Origin of the sequence: Pseudomonas sp. TWI923, from assembly GCF_039673365.1 — a bacterium.
Lineage (GTDB): Bacteria > Pseudomonadota > Gammaproteobacteria > Pseudomonadales > Pseudomonadaceae > Aquipseudomonas > Aquipseudomonas sichuanensis.
In genome coordinates, this window is sequence record NZ_JBDJLM010000012.1 from 1 (window position 1) to 25,557 (window position 25,557).

The window sequence follows — 25,557 nt, forward strand, 5'->3', positions numbered from 1 at the left end:
GGCTTGCCCCGCGATGGCCTGCAAACAGCCCGAAGATGAGCCACGATCCTCGCCGCCAGCGCCTGTCAGTCACCTGATGCGTGCATTACAGATTTGTCAGGCAGGCGCCTCGGCGTTGTCCAGGTCACGCATCAGCAGGCCGAACTCCAGCGACACCTGCTCGGGGATCGGCAGGTACACCACGTGGCCATCGCCGGGTGCCACTTCGATTGCCTGCTGCTGGCGGTCGTGCAGGCGGTGCAGGTCGAAGTGGTAGTTGCCACGCGGAGTCATCAGCTCCAGGTGGTCGCCCACGGCGAAGCGGTTCTTCACTTTCACTTCGGCCAGGCCGTCAACCCGCACGCCAGTCAGCTCGCCCACGAATTGCTGGCGCTCGGACACCGAATTGCCGCGCTGGTAGTTCTGGTACTCGTCGTGCACGTGGCGGCGCAGGAACCCCTCGGTGTAGCCGCGCTGGGCGAGGGATTCGAGGTTGCCCATCAGGCCTCGGTCGAACGGCCTTCCGGCCACCGCGTCGTCGATGGCCTGACGGTATGACTGCACCGCACGGGCACAGTAGAAGTGCGACTTGGTGCGGCCCTCGATCTTCAGCGAGTGCACGCCCATCTGCGCCAGGCGCTCGACATGCTGGATGGCGCGCAGGTCCTTGGCGTTCATGATGTAGGTGCCGTGCTCGTCCTCGAAGGCCGGCATCTCTTCGCCCGGGCGGTTGCTCTCCTGCAGCAGGAACACCTGGTCGGTGGGCGCACCCAGCCCCAGGGTCGGTTCGAATTCACGCACGATATCGCCGGTGGCGTTCTCGGTGGCCGGGGTGGCCTGGTACTTCCAGCGGCAGGCATTGGTGCATGAGCCCTGGTTGGCGTCGCGCTTGTTCAGGTAGCCCGACAGCAGGCAGCGCCCGGAGTACGCCATGCACAACGCGCCGTGGACGAACACTTCCAGTTCCATCTGCGGCACCTGCTGGCGGATCTCTTCGATCTCTTCCAGCGACAGCTCCCGCGACAGGATCACCCGCGTCAGCCCCATCTGCTGCCAGAACTGCACGCTGGCCCAGTTCACCGTGTTGGCCTGCACCGAGAGGTGGATGGCCATCTGCGGGAAGTGCTGGCGCACCAGCATGATCAGCCCCGGGTCGGACATGATCAGCGCGTCCGGGCCCATTGCGATCACCGGCGCCAGGTCCCTGAGGAAGGTCTTGAGCTTGGCATTGTGCGGGGCGATGTTGACCACCACGTAGAAACGCTTGCCCTGGGCCTGGGCCTCCTGGATGCCGCGTGCCAGGTTGGCGTGGTCGAATTCGTTGTTGCGCACCCGCAGGCTGTAGCGCGGCTGGCCGGCGTACACCGCGTCGGCGCCATAGGCGAAGGCATAGCGCATGGTCTTCAGGGTGCCGGCGGGGGCGAGCAGTTCGGGCTTGGCGGGTGAGGTCATGGGTGCGCACCAGGGGCAAAAGGCGCGGATGCTACGGCGGCGGCGCTGCGGCGGTATTGATCTGGATCAACGGCACTTTTGCCGTTATGGCGCGCACTAAAGTGTTGAGCCCCTGAGGAATGCCCATGAACGAGACCGTGTTGCAGAACAAGGCCCTGACTGCGCTGCTGGCGCTGGTGACCATTGCCTTCATCTGGATTCTCTTGCCGTACTTCGGCGCAATCTTCTGGGCGGTGGTGCTGGGCATCCTCTTCGCGCCCTTGCAGCGTCGTCTGCTGCTGCGCCTGGGCGGGCGGCGCAACCTGGCGACGTCACTGGCCCTGGTGGTCTGCCTGCTGATCGCGGTGCTGCCGGTGATCATCATCAGCATGCTGCTGGTGCAGGAGGGCGCGGCGCTGTACCAGCGCGTGGAGAGCGGCCAACTGGACATTGCCGGCTATATCGAACGCGGCAAGGACATGCTCCCGAACTATGCCCAGCATGCCCTGGACCGCATGGGCATGGGCAACCTCGACGGCCTGCGCGACAAGATCACCAAGTGGGCCACCCAAGGCAGCCAGTTCCTCGCAGGCCAGGCGTTCAGCTTCGGGCAGGGCACCTTCGAGTTCCTGGTGAGCTTCGGCATCATGCTGTACTTGCTGTACTTCTTCCTGCGCGAGGGCGCAGAGGTGGCGCGCAAGGTACGCCAGGCCGTACCGCTGCCCGAGCAGCAGAAGCGCCGTTTGCAGCTGAAGTTCAAGCGCGTGGTACGGGCCACGGTCAAGGGCAACCTGCTGGTGGCGATTACCCAGGGCGCATTGGGCGGGTTGATCTTCTGGGTGCTGGATATCCCCAGTGCGCTGATCTGGGCGGTGCTGATGGCGTTCCTGTCGCTGCTGCCGGCGGTGGGCGCGGGGATCGTCTGGGCGCCGGTGGCGGCCTATTTCATCCTGACCGGGGCGACCTGGCAGGGCATCGTGCTGACTGCCTTCGGGGTACTGGTGATCGGGCTGGTGGACAACCTGTTGCGGCCGATCCTGGTGGGCAAGGACACGCGCATGCCGGACTACCTGGTGCTGGTGTCCACCTTGGGCGGGCTGGCGGTATTCGGGCTCAATGGCTTTGTGATCGGGCCGTTGATCGCGGCGTTGTTCGTGTCCAGCTGGGCGATCTTTGCCTCGACCAAGCCGCAGGTACAGTTGCCGTCCTGAAAGGGCCATTCGCGGGTAAACCCGCTCCCACAGGGAACTGCACGAAACCTGTGGGAGCGGGTTTACCCGCGAATGGGCTGCATCGCAGCTCCAAACTGTTTATCGGAAGCTGTACGACACCCCCGCATACACACCGAAGCCTTCCCCCGGCGTCGAACGGGCGACATCCTTGCCGCCATCGTCATACCCCGGCGTCACCGTCGCCGCATAGCGCTTGTCGGTCAGGTTGCGCAGGTCCAGCCAGGTCTGCCAGTCACGTTTCGGCGAATCCCAGCCCAGCCGCGCGCCGAGCAGGGCGTAGGCGTCGGCGGGGTAGCTGTTGGCATAGTCCACCTGCACCTTGGAGGCCATCTGCGTATTTACCCCGGCGTAGAAACCGCTCGGCCAGTCGTAGCGCAGTTCGGCCTGGTAGTAGTGCATGGGGATGCCGGGCAGGCGGTTGTCGCCGAACTTGTCGTCGTCGCGGTAGTGGAAGTCGCTGAAGGTGTAGGCCTGGCGCAGGCTCAACTTGCCAGTGCCGGGTTGTTCCCAGAGCGTGCTGTCCAGGCCGGCTTCGACGCCCTGGTGCACCGTGGGGCTGGCGTTGAACTCCTTGGGCAGTGCCCCTTGCACGATCTCCACGGCCAGCAGTTCATGGCGAACCTGCGCGTAGTACCAGGCCAGGTCCCAACGGCCCAGCGCCGAATCGCCGCGTGCGCCCAGTTCCAGGGTGGTGGCGGTCTGGTTCTGCATCTCGATCGGCTGGGTCGCCGAGGTCGAGCTCCAGATCAGCGACCACGGGTGCGGCGGCTCCACCGAACGGCTGAGGTTGCCGTACACCTGCAGGTCCGGGCGGATGTCGTAGCGCAGGCCCACGCGCGGCGCGTAGTCCCAGTCGTGCTGGCTGACCTTGCCGCCCGTGGCGGGGTAGCTCACATCGCTCTCGCGGCGGGTGTAGATCGCTGCAAGCCCGGTGGTCAGCCACAGGTCGGGGATCAGTTCGAGGTCGTTGCCCACATGCAGCACGGTGTCCGAGCCCTGGTAGCTGAAGTCGCGGCTGCGGGCGCCGAAGTTGTCGCCGCCGCTGCGGGCGAACTGCGAGGCACCGCTGTTGGGCAGGTGCTTGGTGGTGCGCCAGCCGACCGTGGTCTTGCTCTCGTGGCCGAACAAGGTGTCGCGACGCACGTAGTTCAGGGTGCCGCTGACATCGGTGTAGGCGACCTTCAGGCGCATCGGGCCTTCGCGCAGGTCCATGGGGAAGTCGTGATAGACCAGCCCGGCCTCCAGGCGCGAATCGTCGTCGAGGAAGAAGGTGGTCTTGTTGCCCACCCAGGTGCTGCCCGGCTGCGGGCGGCTGTCGTCTCGGGCCAGGTAGGCGGCGTTGGCCGCGCGCGGGTGGTGCTTGATCTGGTCCTTGGTCAGGCGCCCGGCAAGCTCGTTCTCGGTTTCGCGGTAGCGCAGGTAGAAGCGCGTTTCCAGGTTCGGGTTGAAGCGGTAGCCAAGGTTGGCGGCGATGCCCTTGGCGCTGCCACTGCTGTGCGCCTGGTAACCGTCGTACTCCGAGTCGGTCAGGGCCACGTAGTAGTCGAGGTTGCCCAGCACCTGGCCGCTGCTGACATGCCGGTGCTGGTAGCCACGGCTGCCGACCTCGTAGCGCACCTGCAAGGGCGCGGCATCGTAGCCGGTATGGGTGACGTAGTTGATCGCGCCGCCGAGGGCCAGCGAGCCCTGGTCGAAGCCGTTGGCGCCGCGCAGCACTTCGGCGCGGCTCAGCCACAGTGGCTCGAACAGTTCATAGGGGGTGCCACCCGGGCCGGTCAGCGGCAGGCCGTCGAACATGGTGTAGACGCCGGAACCGTGGGCGCCGGGCGCACGGTTGATGCCCGAACCGCGGATCGACAGCTTGATGCCGTCGTTGCCGGCCGACTGGGCGAACACCCCGGGCTGGTAGGCGAGCACGTCCTGGTTGCTGGCCACCCGGCCCTGGCCCACCTTGTCCATGTCCACCAGGTTGCTGGCGCCGGGGATTTCGTGCAGACGCTCGGCGGCGGCTTCCAGTTCGGATTGCTGCTGGCCCTGGATCAGCACCTGGTCGAGTTCGACGCGGTTGGCGGCCTGGGTGGTGCCGGCGACGAACAGGGCCAGCAGGGAGTAGGGCAGGGTGGGGCGCATGGGGCGAGGTTCCAGATCGAGTGCGGGAGTCTGACGCTGCAAAAGGCAGACGAAGCACAGTGGTCGATCTGTAAACCGCAGTCGCTTCTTCGCGGGTAAATCGCAGCGGCGCACCGCCGCTCCCACAGGATCACCACTGATTGCAAGGTAAGTGGTGAACCTGTGGGAGCGGGTTTACCCGCGAAGAAGCCCGTGATTTCCTTCAGGCAAAAAGAAACCCCGCCGAGGCGGGGTTTCTTTCACATCGTCCAGCCGATCAACCGATCAGTTGCAGGCCAGCCTGTTGCACCATTTCCAGCAGTGGCTGCGGGTACACACCCAGCACGAAAGCGAGAATGGCGATGGCCAGCAGCATCACGCCGCCGGTGCGCTGTTCCCACTTCAGCGGGGCGTCGTGGCGACGCAGGTTCGGCTCGACCAGGTACAGGGTGACCATGACGCGCAGGTAGTAGTACACGCCGATGGCACTGCCCAGCACCAGGGCGCCGACCAGCCACCACAGCTGCGACTCGACACCGGTGGCGATGATGTAGAACTTGCCGATGAAGCCCGCAGTCAGCGGGATACCGGCCAGCGACAGCATCATCACGGTCAGTACCGCGGTCAGGTACGGACGGCGCCAGAACAGGCCGCGGTACTCGTACAGGGCGTCGGCGTCACGGCCGGCGTACGGCGAGGACATCAGGGTGATCACGCCGAAGGCGCCGAGGCTGGTGATCACGTAGGTGACCAGGTAAACACCCATGGCTTCCATGGCCAGGCCCTTGCTGGCAACCAGGGCGATGACCAGGTAGCCGAAGTGGGCGATGGACGAGTAACCGAGCAGGCGCTTGAGGTTGCTCTGGGTCAGCGCCAGCAGGTTGCCGATCAGGATCGAGGCCACGGCGATGACCGCCAGTACGGTGCTCAGCACGCCGCTGCTGGCGGCAGGGGAGAGCATGAACAGGCGCACGACCACGGCGAACACCGCGACCTTGCTGGCGGTGGCCAGGAACGCGGCCACCGGCGCCGGGGCGCCTTCGTACACGTCCGGGGTCCACAGGTGGAACGGCACCAGCGACAGCTTGAACGCCAGGCCGACCAGCATCATGCCCAGGCCCAGCTGGGCCAGCAGGCTTGGCATGCTGGTGGCGGCCAGGGCCTTGCCCAGCTGGTCGAAGGTCAGGCTGCCGGCGTCGGCGTACAGCAGGGCCATGCCGAACAGCAGGAAGGCGGAACCGGCGGCCGACAGCACCATGTACTTGATGCCGGCTTCCAGCGAACGCTTGTTGAAGAACGCATACGCGACCAGGCCGTAGACCGGCACCGACAGCAGCTCCAGGCCGATGAACAGGCCGGCCAGGTGGTTGGCGCTGACCAGCACCAGGCCGCCCAGTGCCGACATCAGCAGCAGCAGGTAAAGCTCTTCACGGTTGCCCGGGAAGCCCTTGGAGCCTTCGCCCAGATAAGCGTGGGCGAGGGTCACGCAGGCCAGCGTCGCCACCAGCACGATGGCCATGTACAGGCAGGCGAACTTGTCGATGGTGACCAGCGAGGTGACTGCCAGCGGTGCAACCTTGAGTGCCGGCAGGATCGACAGCAGGGCCAGGTTCAGGCCCACGGTGGACAGCAGGAAAGTCTGCGAGTGGTTGCGCTTCCAGGCGATCGCCAGCATCACCACCACCGTGGTGATGGTGGTGATCAGCATCGGCGCCAATGCGATGAAGTGTTGAGTGGTGAATTCCATAGCGCTCTTACCGGGCCGAAGCGAGTTGAGTGAAAGCGGAACCGAGCCACTGCTGCACACCGCTCATGGTGGCGGCAGAGGTGTCGAGGAACGGCTGCGGATACACGCCCAGCAGGATCAGCAGGCCAGCCAGGCCCAGCACCATGACCATCTCGCGGGTGTCCATGCCGGCCAGTACGGTGTCGGCCTTGGCCGGGCCGAAGTAGGCGCGGTGGATCATGATCAGCGAGTAGACCGAACCGAACACCAGACCGGTGGTGGCGATCACGGTGATCCACGGTACGTGGGCGAAGCTGCCGATCAGGATCAGGAACTCACCGACGAAGTTGCCGGTGCCTGGCAGGCCCAGCGACGCAGCGGCGAAGAACAGGCTGATGGCCGGCAGGTAGGCGATGCGGTGCCACAGGCCACCCATCTGGCGCATGTCACGGGTGTGCAGGCGCTCGTACAGCTGGCCGGACAGGATGAACAGCGCGGCGGCCGACAGGCCGTGGGCCAGCATCTGGATCACCGCGCCTTGCAGGGCCTGCTGGCTGCCGGAGTAGATGCCGATCAGCACGAAGCCCATGTGCGAGACGCTGGAGAAGGCGATCAGGCGCTTGATGTCGGTTTGCGCGAAGGCCAGGAAGGCACCGTAGAAGATACCGATCAGGCCCAGGGTCATGGCGATCGGCGCAAACTCGGCCGAGGCATTCGGGAACAGCGGCAGGGCGAAGCGCAGCAGGCCGTAGGCCGCGGTCTTCAGCAAGATACCCGCCAGGTCCACGGAACCTGCGGTCGGTGCCTGGGCGTGAGCGTCAGGCAGCCAGGAGTGGAACGGCACCACCGGCAGCTTCACCGCGAAGGCGATGAAGAAGCCCAGCATAAGTACGTATTCCACGCCAGCCGGCAGTTCGGCCTTGAGCAGGTCGCTGTAGTTGAAGGTCAGCACACCGGTGGTGTTGTAGTTGACCAGCACCAGGCCAAGGATCGCCACCAGCATGATCAGGCCGCTGGCCTGGGTGAAGATGAAGAACTTGGTCGCCGCGTAGATCCGGGTCTTCTTGCCGTCCGACGAACTGTGACCCCAGAGCGCGATGAGGAAGTACATCGGCACCAGCATCATTTCCCAGAAGAAGAAGAACAGGAACAGGTCCAGGGCCAGGAACACACCGACCACGCCGCCGAGGATCCACATCAGGTTGAGGTGGAAGAAGCCGACGTGGCGCTGGATCTCTTTCCACGAGCACAGTACCGACAGCACGCCGAGCAGGCCGGTCAGCAGGATCATCAGCAGCGACAGGCCGTCCAGGGCCAGGTGCACGCTGATGCCGAAGCGCTTGATCCACTCGAACTTGTATTCGAGGGCCCAGTGCGGTTCGGCGCCCGGTGCCGGGGCCAGGGTGTAGTCGCCGTTAGCCCACAGCCACAGGCCGATGCCGAGCAGCAGGGACATGGTCAGCAGCGCGATCCAGCGGGGCAGGGTGGCGCCGAAGCGCTCACCCAGCCAGCACAGGAGGCCGCCGATGAAGGGGATCAGGATCAGCCAAGGCAAAATCATGACGGGTTGGTTTCCTTTGGCAAAGTCGCAAGGTTCTTCATAGTCATACCGCAGCCACTACCACGGCGCCCAGCACCAGCACGGCGCCGACGGCGATCGAGGCGGTGTACCAACGCAGCTGGCCGGTCTCGGTCTTGCTCATGGCGACGTTGCCGCCGCGAGCCATCCGTGGGATCAGGCCGATGCTGCGGTCCACCGGGTCCTTGCGCAGGATGTGGCAGATCAGCAGGTAAGGTTTGACGAACAGCTTGTCGTAGATCCAGTCGAAGCCCCAGGCGGCGAACCACCAGGCCGACAGGACGCGACCGATACCACTGTTGGCGATGCTGCTGACAAAGCGACGCTTGCCCAGGAACAGCAGGGCCGACAGCAGGATACCGGCGATGGCGATGGCGCCCGAGGCGATCTCCAGCGAGTGCTTGGCTTCGCCACCGGCGTGGCCGGCGCTCTCAGGCAGCACGCCTGCCAGTGGTGGGTGGATCCAGGCGCCGATGAAGGTCGACAGCACGATCAGCACACCCAGCGGCAGCCAGTGGCTGATGCCGTGGCCGGCGTGGGCTTCGGTCTTGGCTTCGCCGTGGAAGGCGATGAAGATCAGGCGGAAGGTGTACAGCGAGGTCATGAACGCGCCGACCAGGCCGGCGTACAGCAGGCCGGTGTTGCCGCTGGCGAAGGCTTCCCAGAGGATCTCGTCCTTGGAGTAGAAGCCCACGGTCAGGATCGGCAGGGCGGCCAGTGCAGCGCCACCGACCACGAAGCTGGCATAGGCCAGCGGCAGCTTCTTCCACAGGCCGCCCATCTTGAAGATGTCCTGCTCGTGGTGGCAGGCAACGATCACCGCACCCGAGGCAAGGAACAGCAGGGCCTTGAAGAAGGCGTGGGTCATCAGGTGGAAGATCGCCGCGTCCCAGGCACCCACGCCCAGGGCCAGGAACATGTAGCCGATCTGGCTCATGGTCGAGTAGGCGAGGATACGCTTGATGTCGGTCTGCACCAGCGCGGCGAAGCCGGCCAGCACCAGGGTCACGCCACCGACCACGCCCACAAGATGCAGGACGTCCGGGGCCAGCAGGAACAGGCCGTTGGTACGGGCGATCAGGTACACGCCCGCGGTCACCATGGTTGCGGCGTGGATCAGTGCCGAAACCGGGGTCGGGCCCGCCATCGCGTCGGCCAGCCAGGTCTGCAGCGGCAGCTGGGCCGATTTACCGACCGCGCCACCCAGCAGCATCAGGGTGGCCAGGACCATCCAGGTGTCACCGGCCTGGAACTTCTGCGGTGCCAGCACCAGCAGTTCCTGCACGTTCAGCGTGCCCAGCTGGGCGAACAGGATGAACAGGCCGATGGCCATGAACACGTCGCCGATGCGGGTGACGATGAACGCCTTGAGCGCCGCGTTACCGTTGTTGCGGTTGCTGTAGTAGAAACCGATCAACAGGTACGAGCACAGGCCCACGCCTTCCCAGCCGAAGTAGATGAACAGCAGGTTATCGCCCAGCACCAGGAACAGCATGCTGGCGATGAACAGGTTGGTGTACGAGAAGAAGCGCGAGTAACCGGCTTCGCCACGCATGTACCAGGAGGCGAACAGGTGGATCAGAAAGCCCACACCGGTGACCACGCCCAGCATGGTGACCGACAGGCCATCCACGTACAGGGTGAAGTTCGGCGCGAAGCCGTCCACCGACATCCACTGCCACAGCAGCTGGCTGTACGCACCGCCCTCAGGCGGGGCGACGTTGAACTGCCAGATCACGTAGGCGGCGGTGGCCGCCGACAGACCGACCGAGCCGACGCCGATCAGCGCGGACAGGTTCTCCGAGAACCGCCCACGGGAGAACGACAGCAGCAGGAAGCCGATCAGGGGGAATACGAACGTCAGGAAGATAAGGTTCATCCGCGCATCTCACTGGCAGCATCGATGTCGAGAGTGTGGAAGCGGCGATACAGCTGCAGCAGGATCGCCAGGCCAATGCTGGCCTCGGCGGCTGCCAGGCTGATCACCAGAATGAACATCACCTGGCCGTCGGGCTGGACCCAACGGGCACCGGCGACGATGAACGCCAGGGCAGAGGCGTTCATCATGACTTCCAGGCTCATGAGCACGAAGAGGATGTTGCGGCGGACCATCAGGCCAACCAGACCTAAGCAGAACAGGATGCCGGCGACCGCCAGACCATGCTCGAGAGGGATAGCACCCATGATTTACTCCTTCGCCTCGTTGCGGCCCAGGTGGAAGGCGGTGACGGCTGCCGCGAGCAGCAGCATCGAAGCCAGTTCGACCACCAGCAGGTACGGCCCGAACAGGCTGATGCCGACTTCCTTGGCGCTGACGGTGGTACCGCTGATGGCGGCGCCCGACGGGCTGACGAACAGCACGTACAGCAGCTCCAGCAGCAGCAGGGCGGCGAGGATCACCGGCCCCGCCCAGATGCCGGGCTTGAGCCAGCCGCGTTCCTGGGCGACCGAGGCCGGCCCGAGGTTGAGCATCATCACCACGAACACGAACAGCACCATGATGGCGCCGGCGTAGGCGATCACTTCCAGGGCGCCGGCGAACGGCGCACCGAGGGAGAAGAAGATCATCGCCACGGAAATCAGCGAGATGATCAGGTAGAGCAGGGCGTGCACCGGGTTGGTGCCGGTCACCACGCGAAGCGTGGAGACAACGGCGACACCGGATGCGAAGTAGAAAGCGAATTCCATCTTTCTGTCCTTATGGGAGCAAGCTCTTCACGTTGATCGGCTCGGCTTCGTTCTGCGCAGAGCCTTTCGGCTTGCCAGCGATGGCCATACCGGCAACACGGTAGAAGTTGTAGTCAGGGTTCTTGCCGGGGCCGGAGATCAGCAGATCTTCTTTCTCGTACACCAGGTCCTGACGCTTGAACTCGGCCATTTCGAAATCCGGGGTGAGCTGGATCGCGGTGGTCGGGCACGCTTCTTCACACAGGCCGCAGAAGATGCAACGCGAGAAGTTGATGCGGAAGAACTCGGGGTACCAACGACCGTCCTCGGTCTCGGCCTTCTGCAGCGAAATGCAGCCGACCGGGCAGGCCACCGCGCAGAGGTTGCACGCTACGCAGCGTTCCTCGCCGTCGGGGTCGCGGGTGAGGACGATGCGGCCGCGGTAGCGCGGCGGCAGGTACACGGGTTCTTCGGGGTACTGCAGGGTGTCGCGCTTGCGGAACCCGTGGGAGAACACCATCACCAGGCTGCGCAGCTGAGTGCCGGTGCCCTTAACGATGTCGCCGATATACTTGAACATGGGTCAAATCCTCACTGGGCCGCGACGGCTGGCGTGTTGTAGAGCACGATCGCAGCGGTCACCAGCAAATTGATCAGGGTCAGCGGCAGGCAGAACTTCCAACTGAAGTCCATCACCTGGTCATAGCGTGGGCGCGGGATCGAGGCGCGCAGCAGGATGAACAGCATGATGAAGAACGCGGTCTTCAGGGCGAACCAGAAGAACGGCAGCTGCGGCAGCAGGTCGAACGGACCGTGCCAGCCACCGAAGAACAGGGTGACCAGCAGCGCCGAGATCAGGATGATGCCGATGTATTCACCAACGAAGAACATGCCCCATTTCATGCCGGCGTATTCGATGTGGTAGCCGTCGGCCAGTTCCTGTTCCGCTTCCGGCTGGTCGAACGGGTGACGGTGAGTCACGGCGACGCCAGCGATGAAGAAGGTACAGAAGCCGAAGAACTGCGGAATGATGAACCACAGGTTCTGGGCCTGGTATTCAACGATGTCGCGCATGTTGAACGAACCCACCTGCACCACCACGCCCATCAGCGCCAGGCCCAGGAACACCTCGTACGAGACGGTCTGCGCCGAAGCACGCAAGCTGCCCAGCAGGGCGTACTTGTTGTTCGACGACCAGCCGGCGAACAGTACAGCGTAGACCGACAGGCCGGCCATGGCGAAGAAGAACAGCAGACCGATGTTCAGGTCGGCCACGCCCCAGCCCGGGGTGATCGGGATGATCGAGAAGCCGATCAGCAGGGCACTCATGGCCACGACCGGCGCCAGGGTAAAGATCATCTTGTCGACGAAGGGCGGGTTCCAGTCTTCCTTGAAGAACATCTTCAGCATGTCGGCAGCGATCTGGAACATGCCGAACGGGCCGACGCGGTTCGGACCGTAGCGGTCCTGCCACCAGCCCAGCAGGCGACGCTCGACGAAGCTGAGCAGCGCGCCGCAGACCACCACGGCCAGCAGCACCACGATGGCCTTGACGACCTGAATGATCACGTCGATCACTTCGGGGGTGAACCAGCTCATTGTGCTGCCTCCTGCAGGCCTTCGACGGATGCACCGAAGATGGCGGGCGGAATGCCGGCCAGGCCTTTGGGCAACGCAACCAGGCCAGCGCCCAGCTCTTCATTGATACGCAGCGGCAAGCGCAGCGACACACCGGCCACGTTCAGGCTCAGCATCGCGCCGTCGTTGACGCCCAGGCGATCGGCTTCGGACTTGGCCAGGCCGACGTAGGCGGCCGGGATGCGCTCCTGCACCGGGGCGGCGCGCGAGGAGCTCTCTTCGCTGCCGAACAGGTGGAAGAACGGCACGGCGGTCCAGGTGCCACGGGCCGGGTTGAACGCGCCAGGGATGGCGGTGAACCAGCTCAGGCGGTCGCCTTGGGATTCGATCAGGCGCACGCCCGGGTCACCGGCACGCAGGTGGCCACCGACCTCGTCCTGGAACTTGTTCCAGGCTTGCGGCGAGTTCCAGCCCGGCGACCAGGCGAACGGCACCTGCTGACGCGGTTCGGCCGAACCCGAGTAGCCTTCCATGGAGAAGGCGAACGCGGTGTCCTTGTCCTGTGGGGTACGCGGCTCGTGCACGCTGATGTTGGCGCGCATGGCGGTACGGCCCGAGTAGCGCAGCGGCTCACGGGCCAGCTTCATGCCCTTGATGCGGAACGCGGCGCTCGGTGCGGCGTTGACGATGCCGGCCAGTTGCGGGGCGGCTTCGGCGCAGGCGCTGGTGACGTGATCCAGCTGGGTCCAGTCCACCGGCTTGTTGAGCAGGGTGGCACGCAGGGCGTGCATCCAGCGCCAGCCTTCGTGGATCTGGATGCTGCTGTCCAGGTACTGCGGGTCGAACACCTGGAAGAAGCGCTGGGCACGGCCTTCCTGGCTGACCAGGGTACCGTCGCCTTCGGCGAACGAGGCGGCTGGCAGTACCAGGTGGGCACGGTCGACAGTGGCGGTTTTGGAGTGGTCGGCAACGATCACCACCTTGGCGGCAGCCAGGGCTGCATCGACCTTGGCGGCCGGTACGCGGGCGTACAGGTCGTTTTCCAGCACGACGATGGCGTCGGCCTTGCCGCTGATCACCGCGTCCAGCGCGGCGTCGATGGACTCACCGCCCATCATCGCCATGCCGAGGCTGTTGGCCTCAGGCACGACCAGGCTCAGCGAGCCGTTCTTCTCGCGCAGCTTGAGGGCCTTGGCGATGTTGGCGGCGGCTTCGATCAGCGCCGGGTCGGCCAACGAAGTACCGGCGACGATCAGTGGGCGCTGGGCAGCGACCAGGGCGTCGGCGATACGCTGGGCCAGGGCCTTGGCCTCGCTGTCCAGGCCTTCGACGGCCGGGGCGCTCGGGTCGATGGCGTGGGCCACGGCGAAACCGATGCGGGCCAGGTCGGCGGGAGCGGCGTGTACACACTCTTCGGCAACGTCGTCCAGCTTGGTTTCAGCCAAGGAAGCGATGAACAGCGGGTACAGCGCGTGCTGGCCGATGTTCTTCACCGCAGCGTCGAGCCAAGGCTGTACGCGCATGGCGTCGGCCATGGCTTCGGCCTTGCCCTTGGTGGCCTGGCGTACGGCCAGGGCGACACGGGCGGCAGTTTGGGTGAGGTCTTCACCGAGCACGAACACTGCGTCGTGGTCTTCGATGTCGCGCAGGGTCGGCACCGGCAGCGGGCTGTTGTTCAGCACGTTCAGCGCCAGGCGCACACGGGCCAGTTCACCGGCTTCCATACCCGAGTAGAAGTACTCGGCGCCGACCAGCTCGCGCAGGCCGTAGTTGCTTTCGAGGCTGGCGCGTGGCGAGCCGATACCAACGATGGTGCGGCCGCGCAGCAGGTCGGCGGCCTTGTCCAGGGCGGCGTCCAGCGACAGCTTGGTACCGTCGGCCAGCAGCGGCTGGCGTGGGCGGTCGCTGCGGTTGACGTAGCCATAGCCGAAGCGGCCACGGTCGCACAGGAAGTACTGGTTCACCGAGCCGTTGAAACGGTTCTCGATGCGGCGCAGTTCGCCGTAGCGCTCACCCGGGCTGATGTTGCAACCGCTGGAGCAGCCATGGCAGATGCTTGGAGCAAACTGCATGTCCCACTTGCGGTTGTAGCGCTCGGAGTGGGTCTTGTCGGTGAACACACCGGTCGGGCAGACCTCGGTGAGGTTGCCGGAGAACTCGCTTTCCAGCACGCCGTCTTCAACGCGACCGAAGTACACGTTGTCGTGGGCGCCGTACACACCCAGGTCGGTGCCGCCGGCGTAGTCCTTGTAGTAGCGCACGCAGCGGTAGCAGGCGATGCAGCGGTTCATCTCGTGGGCGATGAACGGGCCGAGGTCCTGGTTCTGGTGGGTACGCTTGGTGAAACGGTAGCGGCGCTCGTTGTGGCCGGTCATTACCGTCATGTCCTGCAGGTGGCAGTGACCGCCTTCCTCGCACACCGGGCAGTCGTGCGGGTGGTTGGTCATCAGCCATTCGACGACGCTGGCGCGGAACGCCTTGGACTCTTCATCGTCGATGGAGATCCAGGTGCCGTCGGAGGCAGGGGTCATGCAGGACATGACGATACGACCACGGGTGTCGTTCTCGTCGGTGTACTGCTTGACCGCGCACTGCCGGCAGGCGCCGACGCTACCGAGCGCCGGGTGCCAGCAGAAATAGGGGATGTCGAGGCCGAGTGACAGACACGCCTGTAACAGGTTGTCCGCACCGTTGACTTCGAGCGCTTTGCCGTCTACGTGGATAGTGGCCATTGTTCAAAGTTCTTCGTTGGCCCGCGTGAGCGGGCGTGGCTAATGGAAATCGGTGAGCCTGCGGCACGCCACGAATGAATCGGGCCTGTCGGCAAGCTGGCGGGTGGCACGGACCACCCGCTTATTCATCTTGTTATGCGCCGACCACGATCGGCTTGGCCAGGTTAGGGCGCAGGGTGTCGGCAGCGGATGCTGGGGCGACACCGGCCTCGAACTCGGACCGGAAGTATTTGATGGCACTGCCCAATGGCTCGACGGCACCTGGTGCGTGAGCACAGAAGGTGCGGCCTGGGCCGAGGAAGTTGACCAGACCCAGCAGGGTCTCGATGTCTTCGGCGCGGCCCTGGCCATTCTCCAGGGCGCGCAGCATCTTCACGCTCCACGGCAGGCCGTCACGGCATGGGGTGCACCAGCCGCACGATTCGCGGGCGAAGAACTCTTCCATGTTGCGCAGCAGCGAAACCATGTTGACGCTGTCGTCCACCGCCATGGCCAGGCCCGTACCCATACGGGTGCCGACCTTGGCGATGCCACCGGCGTACATCTGCGCATCGAGGTGCTCGGGCAGCAGGAAGCCGGTACCGGCGCCGCCTGGCTGCCAGCACTTGAGCTTGAAGCCGTCGCGCATGCCACCGGCGTAGTCTTCGAACAGCTCGCGGGCGGTGACGCCGAACGGCAGCTCCCACAGGCCAGGGTTCTTCACCTTGCCGGAGAAGCCCATCAGCTTGGTGCCGTGGTCTTCGCTGCCTTCACGGGCCAGCGACTTGTACCAGTCGTTGCCGTTGGCGACGATGGCCGGCACGTTGCACAGGGTCTCGACGTTGTTCACGCAGGTCGGCTTGCCCCACACGCCGACGGCGGCAGGGAAGGGCGGCTTGGAGCGCGGGTTGGCGCGGCGGCCTTCGAGGGAGTTGATCAGCGCGGTTTCTTCACCGCAGATGTAGCGCCCGGCACCGGTGTGCACGAACAGCTCGAAGTCGAAGCCCGAACCGAGGATGTTCTTGCCCAGAAGGCCCGCGGCCTTGGCTTCATCGATGGCGCGGTTGAGGTTCTTCGCCGCGGTGGTGTATTCGCCACGCAGGAAGATGTAACCGCGGTAGGCCTTCAGCGCGCGGGCGCTGATCAGCATGCCTTCGACCAGCAGATGGGGCTGTTGCTCCATCAGCATGCGGTCTTTCCAGGTGTTGGGCTCCATTTCATCCGCGTTGCACAGCAGGTAGCGGATGTTCATGGATTCGTCTTTGGGCATCAGGCCCCACTTCACGCCAGTGGGGAAGCCTGCGCCGCCACGGCCCTTGAGGCCGGAGTCCTTGACGCTCTGCACGATGTCGTCGGCGGACATGTCGGCCAGCGCCTTGCGCGCGGCGGCATAGCCGTTCTTGGACTCGTACTCGGCCAGCCAGACCGGCTCGCCGTCGTCACGCAGGCGCCAGGTCAGCGGGTGGGTTTCGGCGCTGCGCGCAATGCGGTTGGCCGGGCCGAAGGAAGTGATGGTCATACGTAACCCTCCAGCAGCTTGCTGACGCCGGCAGGTTGCACGTCGCCAAAGGTGTCGTCGTCGATCATCAGCGCCGGGGCCTTGTCGCAGTTACCCAGGCAGCACACCGGCAGCAGGGTGAAACGCCCGTCGGAGGTGGTCTGGCCGAGGCCGATGCCCAGCTCGCTCTGGATCTGGCTGACCACGGACTCGTGGCCGCCGATGTAGCAGACCATGCTGTCGCACACACGGATGATGTGGCGGCCAACCGGCTGGCGGAAGATCTGGCTGTAGAAGGTGGCCACACCCTCGACGTCGCTGGCAGGGATGCCCAGCACTTCGCCGATGGCGTAGATGGCGCCGTCCGGCACCCAGCCACGCTCTTTCTGGACGATCTTGAGGGCTTCGATGGACGCCGCGCGCGGGTCCTCGTAGTGGTGCATCTCGTGCTCGATGGCCGAGCGCTCGGTTTCGCTCAGGGCGAAACGGTCGGTTTGGATAAGCGTGCTATTCATGCTTAGCGGTCCACGTCAGCCATAACGAAGTCGATACTGCCCAGGTACGCGATCAGGTCCGCGACCATGCTGCCCTTGATCACCGAAGGGATCTGCTGCAGGTGCGGGTAGCTCGGGGTACGGATTCGGGTGCGGTAGCTCATGGTGCCGCCATCGCTCGTCAGGTAGTAACTGTTGATGCCCTTGGTCGCCTCGATCATCTGGAACGACTCGTTGGCCGGCATGACCGGGCCCCACGAGACTTGCAGGAAGTGCGTGATCAGGGTCTCGATGTGCTGCAGGGTGCGCTCTTTCGGCGGCGGCGTGGTCAGCGGGTGATCCGCCTTGTACGGGCCTTCCGGCATGTTGCGCATGCACTGGTCGATGATGCGGATACTCTGGCGCATCTCCTCGACACGGACCATGCAGCGATCGTAGGCATCGCCGTTGTGGGCCAGCGGTACTTCGAACTCGAAGTTCTCGTAGCCGGAGTAGGGGCGGGCTTTACGCAGGTCGAAGTCGCAACCGGTGGCACGCAGGCCGGCACCGGTGGTGCCCCATTCCAGGGCCTCTTTGGTGTTGTAGGCGGCGACGCCGATGGTACGGCCTTTGAGGATGCTGTTCTGCAGGGCAGCCTTGGTGTATTCGTCCAGGCGCTTGGGCAGCCATTCGACGAAGTCCTTGACCAGCTTGTCCCAGCCGCGCGGCAGGTCGTGGGCCACGCCACCAATGCGGTACCAGGCCGGGTGCAGGCGGAAACCGGTGATCGCCTCGATCACGGTGTAGGCACGCTGGCGGTCGGTGAAGGTGAAGAACACCGGGGTCATGGCGCCGACGTCCTGGATGTAGGTACCCAGGAACAGCAGGTGGCTGGTGATGCGGAAGAACTCGGCGAGCATGATGCGAATCACGTCGACTTTCTGCGGCACCTGGATGCCGGCCAGCTTCTCTACCGCCATTACGTACGGCAGGTTGTTCATCACCCCGCCGAGGTAGTCGATACGGTCGGTGTAGGGGATGAAGCTGTGCCAGGACTGGCGCTCGGCCATCTTCTCGGCGCCACGGTGGTGGTAGCCGATGTCCGGGACGCAGTCGACGATCTCTTCGCCGTCCAGCTGCAGGACGATACGGAAGGCACCGTGGGCGGACGGGTGGTTCGGGCCAAGGTTGAGGAACATGTAGTCTTCGTTGGCGCCCGAACGCTTCATGCCCCAGGCTTCGGGGTTGAAGCGCGCCGACTCTTCTTCAAGCTGTTGCTTGGCGAGCGTGAGGCTGTAGGGGTCGAACTCGGTGGCCCGGGCCGGGAAGTCCTTGCGCAGCGGGTGACCTTCCCAGGTCGGCGGCATCATGATGCGGGTCAGGTGCGGGTGGCCGGCGAAGTCGATGCCGAACATGTCCCACACTTCACGCTCGTACCAGTTGGCGTTGGGCCAGATACCGGTGACGGTGGGCAGGTTGAGGTCGCCTTCGCTCAGCGACACCTTGATCATCACGTCGCTGTTACGTTCGATCGACAGCAGGTGGTAGAACACGCTGAAGTCGGCAGCCGGCAGGCCGCGGCGCTGGGTGCGCAGGCGCTCGTCCACGCCGTGCAGGTCGTACAGCATGCTGTACGGCTTGGCGACGTTGCGCAGGAAGGTCAGGATTTCTTTGAGCTGGGCACGCTTGACCCACAGTACCGGCATGCCGGTGCGGGTTTCCTGGGCGACGAAAGCGTCGGCGCCGAATCGGTTGTGCAGTTCGACGACCACATCCTGGTCGTCAGCCTTGTAAGGCGGAATATAAATAGCGTTGTCCGCTGTCATGGTCTCGGTCGCTTTGGGTCAACGTTAAGAATGAAGCCAGGCCGCCGGCTCCTGGGGGAGCGGGCGGCAGGTCGCTGGATCAGACTTCGTCGGGGCTGCGCAGGTTGGTTACCGCGATACGCTGTTCGCGACGCAGGTCTTTCTGGGCAGGCATCTCGGCACGGTAAATGCCTTGATCGCCGACAACCCAGGAAAGCGGGCGTCGCTCCTGGCCGATCGACTCCTGCAGCAGCATCAAGCCTTGCAGGAATGCTTCGGGGCGCGGCGGGCAGCCAGGCACGTACACGTCCACGGGGAGGAACTTGTCGACCCCTTGAACGACCGAGTAGATGTCGTACATGCCGCCGGAGTTGGCGCACGAACCCATGGAGATGACCCACTTGGGCTCAAGCATCTGCTCGTACAGGCGCTGGATGATCGGCGCCATCTTCACGAAGCAGGTACCGGCGATGACCATGAAGTCGGCCTGGCGCGGCGAGGCCCGGATGACTTCGGCGCCGAAGCGGGCGATGTCGTGGGGCGCCGTGAAGGCCGTGGTCATTTCCACGTAGCAGCAGGACAGGCCGAAGTTGTACGGCCAGAGGGAGTTCTTGCGACCCCAGTTGACCGCGCCACGCAGCACATCTTCGAGTTTCCCCATGTAGATGTTCTTGTGGACCTGGTCCTCTAGCAGCTGATCGGTGACGGTTTCCCGTTCACCGACCGGGTACTGCTCGTTGGGCGCATCCGGATCGATTCTGGTGAGATTGTATTGCATGCCAAAGCCTCATTGTTTCAGCTTCGCTTGCCGCTTGCGGCGACCTTCGGGAGCCCAATCGAGCGCCCCGACGCGCCATAGGTAGACAAGACCTGCCAACAGAATTGCTATGAAAACGAGTGCTTCGACGAATCCGGTCCAGCCGCTTTCGCGGACGGACACAGACCATGCATACAGGAAGAGGGCTTCGATATCGAAGATCACGAACAGCATCGCGACCAGATAGAATTTGGCGGACAGGCGCAGGCGAGCGCTGCCGACGGGCAGCATGCCGGATTCGAAGGGTTCGTTCTTGGCGCGACCCCAGGCCTTGCTACCGAGCAGGCTGGACAGGCCGAGCATGAAGGCGCACAGGCCGACGACACCCAGGAGGAAGATGGCAAAGCCCCAGTTGTGGGCCATGAGTCCTGCCGAATCGGACATGCTAGAAATCCTTATACAGAGACCCAGCTCTGAAGTCTGAAATAAGTAGAGCGGCGACGCGGTGTCGCAGGCGCAGTGACCAAATGTCGCAGCTGAATCAATCGCGCTGATTTTATGGGTAAACCCGGTGCAAGTAAAATTTCCGTTGCAAATTTATTCGTAGGTTTAAGAACAAAAACCGTTCGTAACTGGCTGAAACCCTTGAGTTTCGGGCATTGCGTGCGGTTTTGTTAATTATGTTTCTTACCCGGCGTAATGACGACTTAGTTGTGTAATGATAATTAATATCATTTGGATTGAGCTGTATTGATTTAGCAGTTCTGAGCCTTGCAAAGTTCATTGGGCGGCCTCGCCACTTGCAAATGCGAAAAATGCTCGTTCTAACAGCTTCCAAGCTCGCGCGTACCGCTCTGGGTCAATGGTTCGGAGCTTGGGGCACGAATGACCGAGGCGGTGATCAGCCACTGGCCGAGCCAGTAGAGCAGGATGATCAGGTATTGCGCGGCGGCAAACGGGCTGACGAAGCGGTCGATGCCGATCAGGCTGTCGGAGAATACAAAGGCGCAAGCGCCCAGTGCCGCGACGCCACCACAGGCCAGGGCGCGCCAGAGCATGCAGCCGATCGCCAGGGCATACAGCGCCACCGGGATCAGCAGTGGGCCCAGGCCGTGGCTGGCGAGCAGGCCGAACAGCGAGCCGCCTACCAGCAGTGCGAGTGCCAGTGAGGGATAGGCCGGGCGCTGGGTCAGGCTGCAGTAACCGCGCAGGTAGGCGAGGTGAGCGCACAGGAACGCGGCCAGGCCGAACACGAACAGGTCGCGGGGGATGGCCAGGAGGATGTCGCCGAGTACCGAGAAGGCCAGGCCGAGCATGATCCAGCGACGGTAGGGGGTGGCGGGCGTGGTGCTCAGCCAGGCGATCAGGGCCAGTACCGGAATGGGTTTGACCAGCAGGCCGAGCAGGGTGTTGTCGCAGGCCAGTGCATATAGATAGAGGGCAGCGGCTGCGACGGCGATCAGGATCAGGTGGCTTGGACGGGGCATGGGCGGTCCTTGCTGGCTGGGCTGCCACAAGGATAGACCTGATCTGCAACTTTGCTGAAACGACGCAACCCCTGTAGGAGCGGCCCTTTCGCGACACAAGGCCGCTCCTACAGGGGGTAGTGCTTGGCCTGAAAATGAAGAAGGCCCGGGATCCTCGCGGATTCCGGGCCTTGCTCAACAGTTCACCAAACTCAGTGGAACTGCTCTTCCTCGGTCGAACCGGTCAGTGCGGTCACCGACGAAGCGCCACCCTGGATCACGGTGGTCATGTCGTCGAAGTAGCCGGTGCCCACTTCCTGCTGGTGCGCCACGAAGGTGTAGCCTTTGCTGGCATCGGCGAATTCCTGCTCCTGCAGCTTCACGTAGGCGGTCATGTCGTTGCGGGCGTAGTCGTGCGCCAGGTTGAACATGCCGTGCCACATGTTGTGGATGCCGGCCAGGGTGATGAACTGGTGCTTGTAGCCCATGGCCGACAGTTCGCGCTGGAACTTGGCGATGGTGGCGTCGTCCAGGTTCTTCTTCCAGTTGAAGGAAGGCGAGCAGTTGTACGACAGCAGCTGGTCCGGGTATTCCTTCTTGATCGCTTCGGCGAAGCGACGGGCTTCGTCCAGGTCCGGCTTGGCGGTTTCGCACCAGATCAGGTCGGCATACGGCGCGTAGGCCAGGCCGCGGGAGATGGCCTGGTCGAGGCCGGCGCGGACCTTGTAGAAGCCTTCACGGGTACGGTCGCCGATCACGAACGGCTGGTCGTACGGGTCGCAGTCGCTGGTCAGCAGGTCGGCGGCGTTGGCGTCGGTACGGGCCAGGATGATGGTCGGTACACCGGCAACGTCGGCGGCCAGGCGGGCAGCCACCAGCTTCTGTACGGCTTCCTGGGTCGGTACCAGTACCTTGCCGCCCATGTGGCCGCATTTTTTCACCGAGGCCAGCTGGTCTTCGAAGTGCACGCCGGCGGCGCCCGCTTCGATCATGTTCTTCATCAGTTCGTAGGCGTTCAGTACGCCGCCGAAACCGGCTTCGGCGTCAGCCACGATCGGCGCGAAGTAGTCGATGTAGCCCTCGTCGCCTGGGTTCTTGCCGGCTTTCCACTGGATCTGGTCGGCGCGACGGAACGAGTTGTTGATGCGCTTGACCACGGTCGGCACCGAGTCGACCGGGTACAGCGACTGGTCGGGGTACATCGATTCGGCCGAGTTGTTGTCGGCGGCAACCTGCCAGCCGGACAGGTAGATGGCCTGGATGCCGGCTTTGACTTGCTGCACTGCCTGGCCACCGGTCAGGGCGCCCATGCAGTTGACGAAATCTTTTTCTGGGCGGAAGGACGGGTGGGCACCTTGGGTGACCAGCTTCCACAGTTTCTCTGCGCCCTGGCGAGCCAGGGTGTGCTCCGGTTGCAGCGAGCCACGCAGGCGAACGACATCAGCGGCGGTGTAGGTACGGGTCACGCCTTTCCAGCGCGGGTTTTCGGCCCAGTCTTTCTCGAGGGCTGCAATTTGCTGTTCGCGTGTCAGTGCCATGGAAATAAACCTCGTCGCATCGATCTTGAGTGTAATTGTGCTGATGCTCGACAAACGCGGCTCAGAGGGCCGGGCGGCTGTCCTGTTCGGGGGAGTGCGGCGGCGAACGCAGAAGGCTCGAAGGGGGAAGGGTGTGCAGGCCGGGCGAAGGCGTGCGCTGCAGGTTGGCTCGTGGATGCCGTGCTGCGGTGCTACGCGATTGCTGATGACTGCGGTGATGCGCTTCCGTCCCTCGGGACAACTTCTTCGTTGCAGTCGCAATCCCGTCGAACCGCCTTGTGGGCCGTATGGACACGAAGCGCCTGCGCTGGTGGTGTGCAGGGCGCTCCGAAGACCCTTGCCAGGGCCTCTGATTAGCGGGAGCGAGGCCATCATGCCTTTGCCAAAAAGTGCCTGTCAACGATTTTGTAGTGCTTTTTTCTGGTTACTACATCTTTGGTCTAATGCGACTTGCTGGTCAGTTTCAAGGCCTTTGGTCGAGGCCTTGAATTGCCTGGGATCAGTCAAGAAGGTCGACTTTGACACGCAAAGTCATATTTTCCCCACGCTGGGTGCTGTAGCTGAGGCTTGACGCACTGCGCTCGGCCTGGCTGTCCTGGTTGTAGCCTGCCAGTGTGATCCATTCACCCAACCTGCCGGTGACCGTTGTGTCGGTGCTTTGCACTTTCACTACATCGGCACGTTCCTGGCTCATTCGGTCGTTATTGGTGCTGATTTGCAGGCGTACGGTGTCACCGGTCAGGCGTGGGGTGACGTAGAAACCCTGGGTGACATTGCGGTATTGCGTGTCGCTCTGGATACGCCCGTAGCCGTCGGTGGAGGTGCTGGTGATGGGGATGCTCTGGCCGACCTGGATCAGCGCCGGTTGCCCTTCACTGGCCTGGATCTGCTGCAGGCCGCCTTCGCGGTTGGCCGTGCCGTATTGGATTACCCGCGCATTGCCGCGGTTGTCCTGGAAGTTGCTGTCGTTGTTGTCGACGCTGATCAGCAGGCGCTTGGGCGCGGTATCCAGTTGTTGCAGCAGGGTGCGCAGGTCGTCGATGCGTTCCTGGCTGGCATTGACGATCAGCTTGTCCTCGAAGGAGCTGACGCTACCGTCCTTGCCCAGGAACGACTGGGCGGCGGGCAGCAGCTCGGCGCTGCTGCGGTGTTGCAGGGGGATGACCTCGGTGGCGGCCTGGGCGGTCAGGCTGGCGGCCAGCAGCAGCGAGGCAAGGAGGGGGCGTAGCGGCATGTCCATGATCTCCGCGGGTGGAGTGAACATGATGGCAAATTTGTCGGCATCTTGCCGGGCCTGGATCACAGGGGTGTGAAAGGTTGCGGCTGTTGCTGGCCGCTGTCAGTCAATTTACGTAACATCGCCCCCAAATTTCAGTCTCGCCCCTCAAGGCAACACATGTCCTGTGGGAGCGGGTTTACCCGCGAAAGCGTCAGGGAATGCCCCATCGCATTCGCGGGTAAACCTGCTCCCACAGGGCAGGGGCGTGCTGCCTTAACTTCCTGTACAGGCCCCCCATGAAACCCGCTCGCCTACGCGCCGACCTGCTCGCCGGCCTCACCACCTCGTTCGCCCTGGTGCCCGAGTGCATCGCTTTTGCCCTGGTGGCCCACCTCAATCCGCTGATGGGCCTGTACGGCGCGTTCATCATCTGTACCCTGACCGCGCTGTTCGGCGGCCGCCCGGGGATGATCTCCGGCGCCGCCGGCTCGATGGCGGTGGTGATCGTCGCTTTGGTGGTGCAGCACGGCGCCCAATACCTGCTGGCCACGGTCCTGCTGGGCGGGGTGGTGATGATCCTGTTCGGCGTGCTGCGCCTGGGCAAGCTGGTGCGCCTGGTGCCGTACCCGGTCATGCTCGGTTTCGTCAATGGCCTGGCCATCGTCATCGCCCTGGCCCAGTTGGAGCACTTCAAAGAGGGTGAGCGCTGGCTCAGTGGCACGCCGCTGTACCTGATGATCGGCCTGGTGGCCCTGACCATGCTGGTGGTCTACATACTGCCCAAACTGACCCGCGCGGTGCCACCGGCGTTGGTGGCGATCCTCGGCGTCGGCCTGCTGGTGTACCTGTTCGGCTTGCCCACCCGCACCCTCGGCGACATGGCGCACATTGCCGGCGGCTTGCCGCAACTGGCCTTGCCGGACGTGCCGTGGAACCTCGAGACACTGAAGATCATCGCGCCCTATGCGCTGCTGATGGCCATGGTCGGCCTGCTGGAAACCCTGCTTACCCTCAACCTCACCGACGAAGTCACCGAGAGCCGTGGCTACCCGGACCGCGAGTGCGTGGCGTTGGGGGCGGCCAACATGGTCTCGGGCCTGTGCGGCGGCATGGGCGGCTGCGCGATGATCGGCCAGACCGTGATCAACCTCAGCTCCAACGGCCGTGGGCGGCTGTCGGGGGTGGTGGCTGGGGTGATGATCCTGCTGTTCGTGCTGTTCCTTTCGCCGTTGATCGAGCGTATTCCGCTGGCGGCTCTGGTCGGGGTGATGTTCGTGGTGGCCCAGCAGACCTTCGCCTGGGCCTCGTTGCGGGTGCTGCGCAAAGTGCCGGCGAGCGATGTGCTGGCGATCGTTGCGGTAACGGTAGTGACGGTGTTCACCGACCTGGCCATGGCGGTGATGTTCGGTATCGTCATCGCCGCGATCAACTTCGCCTGGCAGCATGCGCGTGAGCTGTACGCCGACAGCCATGTGGATGCGGCGGGCGACAAGCATTACCAGGTGCATGGGACGCTGTTCTTCGCCTCGACCACGCCGTTTCTCAATCAGTTCGACCCGGTCGGTGATCCGGCCCAGGTGACCTTGGATTGTCAGCATTTGAGCTTTGTCGATTATTCGGCGATCGCGGCGCTCAAGACCTTGCGCGAGCGGTATGCCAAGGCTGGGAAGCAGTTGCGGGTGGTGCATCTGTCCGAGCGTTGCAAGAAGCTGCTGAAGCGGGCGGGTGAGCAGCACTGACAAGCAGCGCTGCCTGACCTGACGCATTCGCGGGTAAATCGAGTGCGCAG

Annotated in this window: 20 protein-coding genes; 2 read left to right on the forward strand and 18 right to left on the reverse strand. The window is 64.0% G+C overall.

Translation table 11 applies throughout. The features are described from left to right. Positions 1-96: 96 nt before the first annotated feature. Entirely contained in the window at positions 97-1,431 is a 1,335-nt protein-coding gene (gene yegQ / locus ABE459_RS07715) for a tRNA 5-hydroxyuridine modification protein YegQ (RefSeq protein WP_125464793.1), read from the reverse strand. 125 nt (positions 1,432-1,556) lie between these two features. Here yegQ and ABE459_RS07720 point away from each other — a divergent pair, with 125 nt between their 5' ends. Beyond that, complete coding sequence (locus ABE459_RS07720) at positions 1,557-2,621, forward strand: AI-2E family transporter (protein WP_125464792.1); 1,065 nt, start codon at positions 1,557-1,559, stop codon at positions 2,619-2,621. 99 nt (positions 2,622-2,720) lie between these two features. Here ABE459_RS07720 and ABE459_RS07725 read toward each other — a convergent pair whose 3' ends face one another. From ABE459_RS07725 to ABE459_RS07805, 17 genes are all read right to left on the reverse strand, one after another. Beyond that, positions 2,721-4,772 carry a TonB-dependent receptor gene (locus tag ABE459_RS07725; protein WP_323828586.1) on the reverse strand — a complete coding sequence of 684 codons (2,052 nt, stop codon included), beginning with the start codon at positions 4,770-4,772 and terminating at the stop codon, positions 2,721-2,723. 256 nt (positions 4,773-5,028) lie between these two features. Continuing rightward, positions 5,029-6,498, reverse strand: coding sequence for an NADH-quinone oxidoreductase subunit NuoN (gene nuoN, locus ABE459_RS07730; protein ID WP_110993942.1), 1,470 nt, complete (start codon positions 6,496-6,498; stop codon positions 5,029-5,031). Between the two features lie 7 nt (positions 6,499-6,505). Next, on the reverse strand, positions 6,506-8,038 hold the full coding sequence (gene nuoM, locus ABE459_RS07735; protein ID WP_110993941.1) for an NADH-quinone oxidoreductase subunit M: 1,533 nt from the start codon (positions 8,036-8,038) through the stop codon (positions 6,506-6,508). Between the two features lie 43 nt (positions 8,039-8,081). Next, positions 8,082-9,935 (reverse strand): NADH-quinone oxidoreductase subunit L, encoded by a 1,854-nt coding sequence (gene nuoL, locus ABE459_RS07740; RefSeq protein WP_110993940.1) that lies wholly within the window; start codon positions 9,933-9,935, stop codon positions 8,082-8,084. Then, complete coding sequence (gene nuoK / locus ABE459_RS07745; RefSeq protein ID WP_008096201.1) at positions 9,932-10,240, reverse strand: NADH-quinone oxidoreductase subunit NuoK; 309 nt, start codon at positions 10,238-10,240, stop codon at positions 9,932-9,934. Before nuoK ends, nuoL begins: the two co-directional genes overlap by 4 nt. Positions 10,241-10,243: 3 nt before the next feature. Then, the gene (gene nuoJ, locus ABE459_RS07750) at positions 10,244-10,744 is read right to left on the reverse strand and encodes an NADH-quinone oxidoreductase subunit J (RefSeq protein ID WP_110993939.1); all 501 of its coding nucleotides are present in this window, start codon (positions 10,742-10,744) and stop codon (positions 10,244-10,246) included. Between the two features lie 10 nt (positions 10,745-10,754). After that, complete coding sequence (nuoI, locus tag ABE459_RS07755; protein ID WP_011534620.1) at positions 10,755-11,303, reverse strand: NADH-quinone oxidoreductase subunit NuoI; 549 nt, start codon at positions 11,301-11,303, stop codon at positions 10,755-10,757. Positions 11,304-11,314: 11 nt separating this feature from the next. Continuing rightward, a complete protein-coding gene (gene nuoH, locus ABE459_RS07760) occupies positions 11,315-12,322 on the reverse strand; it encodes an NADH-quinone oxidoreductase subunit NuoH (RefSeq protein ID WP_110993938.1) in 1,008 nt (335 codons plus the stop codon). Then, a complete protein-coding gene (nuoG, locus tag ABE459_RS07765; protein WP_125464790.1) occupies positions 12,319-15,033 on the reverse strand; it encodes an NADH-quinone oxidoreductase subunit NuoG in 2,715 nt (904 codons plus the stop codon). The genes nuoH and nuoG overlap by 4 nt, the downstream gene beginning before the upstream one ends. Before the next feature lie 133 nt (positions 15,034-15,166). Next, positions 15,167-16,531, reverse strand: coding sequence for an NADH-quinone oxidoreductase subunit NuoF (gene nuoF / locus ABE459_RS07770; protein WP_125464789.1), 1,365 nt, complete (start codon positions 16,529-16,531; stop codon positions 15,167-15,169). Continuing rightward, entirely contained in the window at positions 16,528-17,025 is a 498-nt protein-coding gene (gene nuoE, locus ABE459_RS07775) for an NADH-quinone oxidoreductase subunit NuoE (protein WP_323828605.1), read from the reverse strand. Before nuoE ends, nuoF begins: the two co-directional genes overlap by 4 nt. Before the next feature lie 2 nt (positions 17,026-17,027). Beyond that, positions 17,028-18,809 (reverse strand): NADH-quinone oxidoreductase subunit C/D, encoded by a 1,782-nt coding sequence (nuoC, locus tag ABE459_RS07780; protein WP_125464788.1) that lies wholly within the window; start codon positions 18,807-18,809, stop codon positions 17,028-17,030. Positions 18,810-18,888: 79 nt separating this feature from the next. After that, a complete protein-coding gene (locus ABE459_RS07785; RefSeq protein WP_008096180.1) occupies positions 18,889-19,566 on the reverse strand; it encodes an NADH-quinone oxidoreductase subunit B in 678 nt (225 codons plus the stop codon). 9 nt (positions 19,567-19,575) lie between these two features. Continuing rightward, positions 19,576-19,989, reverse strand: coding sequence for an NADH-quinone oxidoreductase subunit A (locus ABE459_RS07790; protein ID WP_110993934.1), 414 nt, complete (start codon positions 19,987-19,989; stop codon positions 19,576-19,578). A gap of 380 nt (positions 19,990-20,369) precedes the next feature. Next, complete coding sequence (locus tag ABE459_RS07795) at positions 20,370-21,032, reverse strand: lysoplasmalogenase (protein ID WP_258704760.1); 663 nt, start codon at positions 21,030-21,032, stop codon at positions 20,370-20,372. 191 nt (positions 21,033-21,223) lie between these two features. Beyond that, positions 21,224-22,549 (reverse strand): isocitrate lyase, encoded by a 1,326-nt coding sequence (aceA, locus tag ABE459_RS07800; RefSeq protein WP_023630475.1) that lies wholly within the window; start codon positions 22,547-22,549, stop codon positions 21,224-21,226. Positions 22,550-23,048: 499 nt separating this feature from the next. Further along, positions 23,049-23,813: a secretin N-terminal domain-containing protein gene (locus ABE459_RS07805; protein WP_258704759.1), complete on the reverse strand. Its 765-nt coding sequence runs from the start codon at positions 23,811-23,813 to the stop codon at positions 23,049-23,051. 251 nt (positions 23,814-24,064) lie between these two features. Here ABE459_RS07805 and ABE459_RS07810 point away from each other — a divergent pair, with 251 nt between their 5' ends. Beyond that, positions 24,065-25,507 (forward strand): SulP family inorganic anion transporter, encoded by a 1,443-nt coding sequence (locus tag ABE459_RS07810; RefSeq protein ID WP_125464785.1) that lies wholly within the window; start codon positions 24,065-24,067, stop codon positions 25,505-25,507. The last annotated feature ends 50 nt before the right edge of the window (positions 25,508-25,557 follow it).

What these genes read in the sequence shown, in the direction of transcription:
- ABE459_RS07790 (WP_110993934.1), bottom strand. Translation starts at nt 19,989, where the DNA reads ATGTCCGATTCGGCAGGACTCATGGCCCACAACTGGGGCTTTGCCATC.
- nuoM (WP_110993941.1), bottom strand. Translation starts at nt 8,038, where the DNA reads ATGATTTTGCCTTGGCTGATCCTGATCCCCTTCATCGGCGGCCTCCTG.
- nuoJ (WP_110993939.1), bottom strand. Translation starts at nt 10,744, where the DNA reads ATGGAATTCGCTTTCTACTTCGCATCCGGTGTCGCCGTTGTCTCCACG.
- nuoE (WP_323828605.1), bottom strand. Translation starts at nt 17,025, where the DNA reads ATGAATAGCACGCTTATCCAAACCGACCGTTTCGCCCTGAGCGAAACC.
- ABE459_RS07785 (WP_008096180.1), bottom strand. Translation starts at nt 19,566, where the DNA reads ATGCAATACAATCTCACCAGAATCGATCCGGATGCGCCCAACGAGCAG.
- nuoK (WP_008096201.1), bottom strand. Translation starts at nt 10,240, where the DNA reads ATGGGTGCTATCCCTCTCGAGCATGGTCTGGCGGTCGCCGGCATCCTG.
- aceA (WP_023630475.1), bottom strand. Translation starts at nt 22,549, where the DNA reads ATGGCACTGACACGCGAACAGCAAATTGCAGCCCTCGAGAAAGACTGG.
- nuoC (WP_125464788.1), bottom strand. Translation starts at nt 18,809, where the DNA reads ATGACAGCGGACAACGCTATTTATATTCCGCCTTACAAGGCTGACGAC.
- nuoF (WP_125464789.1), bottom strand. Translation starts at nt 16,531, where the DNA reads ATGACCATCACTTCCTTCGGCCCGGCCAACCGCATTGCGCGCAGCGCC.
- ABE459_RS07805 (WP_258704759.1), bottom strand. Translation starts at nt 23,813, where the DNA reads ATGTTCACTCCACCCGCGGAGATCATGGACATGCCGCTACGCCCCCTC.
- ABE459_RS07720 (WP_125464792.1), top strand. Translation starts at nt 1,557, where the DNA reads ATGAACGAGACCGTGTTGCAGAACAAGGCCCTGACTGCGCTGCTGGCG.
- nuoI (WP_011534620.1), bottom strand. Translation starts at nt 11,303, where the DNA reads ATGTTCAAGTATATCGGCGACATCGTTAAGGGCACCGGCACTCAGCTG.
- nuoN (WP_110993942.1), bottom strand. Translation starts at nt 6,498, where the DNA reads ATGGAATTCACCACTCAACACTTCATCGCATTGGCGCCGATGCTGATC.
- ABE459_RS07795 (WP_258704760.1), bottom strand. Translation starts at nt 21,032, where the DNA reads ATGCCCCGTCCAAGCCACCTGATCCTGATCGCCGTCGCAGCCGCTGCC.
- nuoH (WP_110993938.1), bottom strand. Translation starts at nt 12,322, where the DNA reads ATGAGCTGGTTCACCCCCGAAGTGATCGACGTGATCATTCAGGTCGTC.
- yegQ (WP_125464793.1), bottom strand. Translation starts at nt 1,431, where the DNA reads ATGACCTCACCCGCCAAGCCCGAACTGCTCGCCCCCGCCGGCACCCTG.
- ABE459_RS07725 (WP_323828586.1), bottom strand. Translation starts at nt 4,772, where the DNA reads ATGCGCCCCACCCTGCCCTACTCCCTGCTGGCCCTGTTCGTCGCCGGC.
- nuoG (WP_125464790.1), bottom strand. Translation starts at nt 15,033, where the DNA reads ATGGCCACTATCCACGTAGACGGCAAAGCGCTCGAAGTCAACGGTGCG.
- ABE459_RS07810 (WP_125464785.1), top strand. Translation starts at nt 24,065, where the DNA reads ATGAAACCCGCTCGCCTACGCGCCGACCTGCTCGCCGGCCTCACCACC.
- nuoL (WP_110993940.1), bottom strand. Translation starts at nt 9,935, where the DNA reads ATGAACCTTATCTTCCTGACGTTCGTATTCCCCCTGATCGGCTTCCTG.